At 39.6% G+C, this 5145-nt stretch carries 7 protein-coding genes; 5 read left to right on the top strand and 2 right to left on the bottom strand.

Annotated features, from left to right (window positions below; all coding sequences use genetic code 11):
- Positions 1 to 146: 146 nt before the first annotated feature.
- From IQ230_RS25855 to IQ230_RS25840, 4 genes are all read left to right on the top strand, one after another.
- Complete coding sequence (locus IQ230_RS25855; protein WP_322742574.1) at positions 147 to 857, top strand: amidohydrolase family protein; 711 nt, start codon at positions 147 to 149, stop codon at positions 855 to 857.
- A gap of 74 nt (positions 858 to 931) precedes the next feature.
- Positions 932 to 1489 carry an orotate phosphoribosyltransferase gene (locus tag IQ230_RS25850; RefSeq protein ID WP_193935046.1) on the top strand — a complete coding sequence of 186 codons (558 nt, stop codon included), beginning with the start codon at positions 932 to 934 and terminating at the stop codon, positions 1487 to 1489.
- Positions 1490 to 1799: 310 nt separating this feature from the next.
- Positions 1800 to 2630 carry an ABC transporter ATP-binding protein gene (locus tag IQ230_RS25845; RefSeq protein WP_228055413.1) on the top strand — a complete coding sequence of 277 codons (831 nt, stop codon included), beginning with the start codon at positions 1800 to 1802 and terminating at the stop codon, positions 2628 to 2630.
- A gap of 8 nt (positions 2631 to 2638) precedes the next feature.
- Positions 2639 to 3412, top strand: coding sequence for an ABC transporter permease (locus tag IQ230_RS25840; RefSeq protein ID WP_193935045.1), 774 nt, complete (start codon positions 2639 to 2641; stop codon positions 3410 to 3412).
- Positions 3413 to 3519: 107 nt separating this feature from the next.
- Here IQ230_RS25840 and IQ230_RS25835 read toward each other — a convergent pair whose 3' ends face one another.
- Complete coding sequence (locus IQ230_RS25835; RefSeq protein ID WP_193935044.1) at positions 3520 to 3672, bottom strand: hypothetical protein; 153 nt, start codon at positions 3670 to 3672, stop codon at positions 3520 to 3522.
- A 196-nt stretch (positions 3673 to 3868) separates the two neighbouring features.
- On the opposite strand from IQ230_RS25835, the gene IQ230_RS25830 reads away from it, so the two are divergent.
- The gene (locus IQ230_RS25830) at positions 3869 to 4807 is read left to right on the top strand and encodes a DMT family transporter (RefSeq protein WP_193935043.1); all 939 of its coding nucleotides are present in this window, start codon (positions 3869 to 3871) and stop codon (positions 4805 to 4807) included.
- A 32-nt stretch (positions 4808 to 4839) separates the two neighbouring features.
- Here the strand turns inward: IQ230_RS25830 and IQ230_RS25825 are convergent, their stop codons facing one another.
- Positions 4840 to 4989: a hypothetical protein gene (locus IQ230_RS25825; RefSeq protein ID WP_193935042.1), complete on the bottom strand. Its 150-nt coding sequence runs from the start codon at positions 4987 to 4989 to the stop codon at positions 4840 to 4842.
- Positions 4990 to 5145 lie beyond the last annotated feature (156 nt).

Below are 5145 nucleotides of genomic sequence, written 5' to 3'. Positions count from 1 at the left end.
CCTATGCCACTGAGGTTCAAAATATGTGCAAAAATCATCGACCTCACAAAACAATGCTTCTAAACTAGACATAGGACGGGGCGCTGAATGGTTTAACTTAATTTCAGCTTACTTGCCCCCTCCTTTTCTTATCCCGAACTGACGTTATCAAAGTTATTGGTGGTAACGTCAATCGGGGTTTATGGTCATCGAATCCTGAAGCTCAAGTAGACGCATTGTTTAATTTAGCATTGCAGTACAACTGCGACTTAGATTTGCACCTCGATAACTGGGATAGTGCTGAGGCATTTACACTTCCCTACGTAGCACAGAAAACGATTGAGTATAACTATCAAGGGCGAGTTGCGGTTTCACATATTGCTTCATTGACTCATGTTTCTGATAGTCAAGCACAAGATGCAATTCAACTCATCAAAAATGCTGATATTTCAGTTACCGTGCTACCAACACGAATTAAATTAACACGAGTTGCAGAACTGCTCGAAGCAGAAGTTAATATTGTCTGTGGCACAGATAACTTGCGCGATCCCTTCATCCGTTATGGCGATGCAGATTTACTTAAAGCTTTATTGTTGCTAGCACAACTGACAGGATATATGGCAAATCGAGACTTGGAACGACTATGGCAAACAATTTCTAATAATGCAGCCAAGATGTTACGGTTGCCTTACGGAATTAATGTAGGAAATCCAGCAGATTTAGTTATTTTTGATGCTTACTCAATTCCTGAAGCTATTTTACATCAAACGGTGCGATTAGCTGTCTTCAAATCTGGCAAACTTGTTGCAGGTACAATGCAGGGCAAAAGCTTAACGGTTGAAACCGCATCGCTTGGTTTACACACCCTGATTTTATGAGTCCACGGAGGTGGACTTAGTTTTTTAGCTGTGACTTTAGTCGCTAAGCGTCTTGTTATTCTCACCTTTTACCAATGTCAGAACAAGCGATCGCCCAACTTATTGAAAAGACAGAAGCATTGCAAACAGGTCACTTTCAACTCGCTAGTGGACTTCATGCAACTCGATTTTTTCGTTGTATTAAACTGCTACGCTACCCGCAAGCTGCTGAAATTATTTTTAGTGAATTAGCACACCGCTTTGCTAACGAGAACATTGATTATGTTTTAGGTGCAAACGAAGCTGGAAGTATTTTAGCGTTTGAAGTTGCTAAATATCTAAAGGTAGAAGTCGCGATCGCCCGTGAGGAATCTGGTAAATACACCTTAATTGAAGGTTTTACTTTTCCTGTTAGTGCGCGTGTTTTAGTTGTCGATGACATTACAACAACCGGAGGGACTGCTAGACAATTACTAGCGATCGCACATCAAGCCAACGCTGAACCTGTAGGTGTCGGATTAGTGGCTACCAAAGGACTATTTAATGTTGATTTATCCTGTCGTACTGAAGTTTTAATTTCATTACAAAATATGGATGCAATTCCTCCGGAAAAGTGTGTTTTATGCCAACAGAAAGTACCATTTACTACTTAATATAATGTTTATCTCAATTTTGAGAATAAAATACTTTACAGTAATTGTATTTACTGATACAAAGTTGTTTTATTGATAGATCTTTAATGAGTAATACTAATTTTTCACTACAGCACGTCAGATAAAGTGTGAACTTTGGGAGGTTAATCTGTTGTTAGATTTTTTAGACTTATTGCAAATCAGAATCTTCTAAAATTAGATATTATCTCTAAACTAGAAAGACATTTAAGATATCTTGATTTTAAGTTCAGTCAATAATATTTACCACCTAAAAAAATAGTTTTTTAGTGCAAGATGACAAAATTAAATTATGATACAACATCAAAGTTTAACAAATTCAATTAATTTAACAACCTTTGAAACTAATAATTTTCTAGAATTTGACCGCGTTGGATTAGAGTATAGTGTTGATAGTAAACCAAGAAGAATTATTGAAGATGTTTCCTTCTCAATTAATCAAGGCGAGTTTGTTTCTGTTGTAGGTCCTAGTGGATGTGGTAAAACTTCACTGCTCAAAATGGTTTCGGGTTTAAATCCTACTTTAATTGGAGAAATTAGACTTCAAGGAAATAAGATTACTAAACCTCTCAAAAATGTTGGTATTGCCTTCCAAAACCCAGTCTTATTACCTTGGCGCAATACACTAAAAAATGTCCTACTTCCCTTAGAAGTTGTCCAACCTTACAAGCGCGAGTATAAAAAAAGATTGCCAGAATACAAGCGTATGGCACAAGAACTCTTAACAACGGTTGGTTTACAAGATTTTCAACAACAACTTCCTTGGCAACTTTCAGGAGGTATGCGTCAACGTGCATCCTTGTGTCGTGCTTTAATTCACCAGCCAGAGATTCTCTTATTAGATGAACCTTTTGCTGCACTTGATGCCTTTACTCGCGAAGAAATGTGGGTCATGTTGCAAAATTTGTGGATGCGAGTTCAATGTGTGGGAATGTTGATTACTCATGACCTACGTGAAGCAGTCTTTCTTTCAGACACAGTGTATGTTATGAGTCCGCGCCCTAGTTCCATTATCTATCAGCTAAAAATCAATTTACCTCGACCAAGAACTTTAGAAATGTGCTTAACAGACGATTTTAATCACCTATTTTCAGATATCCGCAGACATATTCGTCGAGGGTAAGTGTAACGATGCGTTCTAAATTGAATCATTTCTTCCGCTCAAAAACAGCAAGCTTTGTATTACCATTTCTGGCAACTATTTTATTATTTGTCGTTTGGGAAATCGTAGTTCGTGTTTTTCAAATTCCACAGTTTAATCTACCTTCACCTAGTAGTATTTATCAAGCAGCAGTTAATTACAGTCCGCAAATACTGGCAAATGCATGGCGAACACTCGTCACCACAACCACTGGTTTTTTGATTGCGATCGCAACAGGCGTCTTCCTGGGATTTTTAATTGGTTACTCGCGAATTGCTTACCTAACGCTTTATCCGATTTTGGTAGGTTTTAACACAATTCCTAAAGTTGCCTTAGTTCCTCTGCTTGCAGTCTGGTTTGGTGCTAACGAAATTCCTGCTACTCTAACTGCTTTTTTACTAGCCTTCTTCCCGATCGCTGTTAATGTTGCTTTAGGACTAGATACAGTAGAACCAGAAATGAAAGACGTATTGCGATCGCTTGGTGCATCACAACTAGAAGTCTTTCAAAAAGTCGGATGGCCGCACACTCTACCATACCTATTTGCTTCGCTCAAGATTGCTGCTTCTTTCGCCTTTGTCGGTTCCGTCATTGCTGAGTCTGTCGCCTCCAATGGTGGGATGGGCTATCTCATCGTTGTTGCTAGTTCCAATTTTGATGTTCCACTCGCCTTTGCTGGACTTTTAGCCTTAGCTGTTTTAGGAATAGTACTTTACGGCTTTTTTGTCATCTTGGAAAAATATGCAATCTACTGGGCAAGATAAGTAAAGGTAGTTTGCCCAAGTCATCGTTTCTCTAGATTTAACTTTCATTAGGTATGAGATGTAAGCTAGGCATCTTGCTTGCTCGCGTTCAACTATCCCAGATTAAATTAAATTGATTTACTGCTATCCATTCCTAAAGGACAAAACCAATTCATGTAGCGAAAATTTGGATGAATGTGTCCATCCTGTTGACGTTGTGACTTAACTTCCTCAGATTGAGTATTGTCGTATTTAACAATGCGATGCCGCCAGCGATTCATCAAATTACTTCTTCTTACCCACGCTATAAAAATTTCTAGTGGAAACTAAATTTAAAAATTTTCTGTATTCTATTTTACCATTAATTGTATTTCTTCCCAAACTTGAATCTCCTGCTTCTCAGTAGTTCATTACAAAACCCCGATTGACCCCCGAACCGTAGGTCTAAGGGAGCGTCCTCTGACCCCTTCTAAATTAATGCTTGGCTTTGTACTAGTTTTTCTAGGTTCCATCTGTCTCGCTGCTCAAAACGTGCTGTTGCGGGTTGTTTTTGTCAACAGCCTTGTTTTTGGCGTATTGCCCTTTGGTGGATTTGTTGCTCCTAGTCTTGGCAACTCATTGTTACTTTTGCAATTGCGAGCAGTTGTCATGTTACCGTTAATGGTTTTGCTAGCACCCAAGCTTCACGCCGCAACATGGAGAAATTTACAGCAGTTGCTTCACCCCCAAAAACGCCCATTACTGATTAAAAGTTTCGTCAGTAGCTTTTCTCTATTTTTATCCTTAGCACTTTTATTTATTGCCCTAGCGAAAATTCCTGCTGGCGTTGCTACGGTGTTATTTTTTATTCATCCCGCAATTACTGCGATCCTCGCTTGGCGAATTTTTGGCGATCGCCCAACGTGGTTGCGCTGGGTGGTTTTAATCATTATCTTCACTGGCAGTTTTCTTGTTGCACCTAGTCTGACAACGACAGCCGATCAGGATACTTTGATTGGCATTGGGGCAGCATTAGGCGCAGGAGTAGCGTATGCTATTCAGGGCATTCTGGCACAAATTTGCTTTCGAGAAATCCATCCTGTTCCGTTTACTGTCATTAGTTGTACAGTTATTTTGGTGTTCTCTAGCATGAGTTTGTTACTTGTCAACATCGACGTTGGTGATGTCTGGTCGATTCTGTGGATTGTCAGCTTAATTGCAGCTTTACTCACACTAGCAGGACAACTGCTGTACAATTTTGGCATTCATTTAGCCAATGCCGCGATCGCCTCAATTGTTGCGATTAGCAATCCCACTGCAACAGCAATTTTAGCTTGGGTGATTATCCAAGAAGCTCTACAAGGTAGACAAATTTTAGGCGTGATTTTGGTAGCCCTAGGAGTTGGACTACTTAGTCAAGAAACCCACAAGACTTAGCATGCTCAATTACGGAATACAACTGTAACTGTCTAGCAAATTCGTGGTAGCTGTTCTCCACTTAACATATCGACAATGCGTTGAGCACCAATTTTACTTTTCATGGTGACAAAACCAGAAGTTGTGGTGTCAGTTACATTACCAATTATTTGGGCTGTTGCTCCTAAAGGATGCGATCGCATGATTTCTAATGCCTTTTGAGCATCATACTAAACCGCGTTCTAAAGAACAATTCTCAGATGAGGGAAGTAGGTCATGGAAGACAGCTTTGCAGGAGCTAGCATTAACTCCTGCAAGCCTTGGCAAAGGACATCTGTAACAGCATCAAGTGAGTCGAA

Source organism: Gloeocapsopsis crepidinum LEGE 06123 (genome assembly GCF_015207655.1).
Lineage (GTDB): Bacteria > Cyanobacteriota > Cyanobacteriia > Cyanobacteriales > Chroococcidiopsidaceae > Gloeocapsopsis > Gloeocapsopsis crepidinum.
This window is presented reverse-complemented; position numbering and strand designations above follow the sequence as displayed.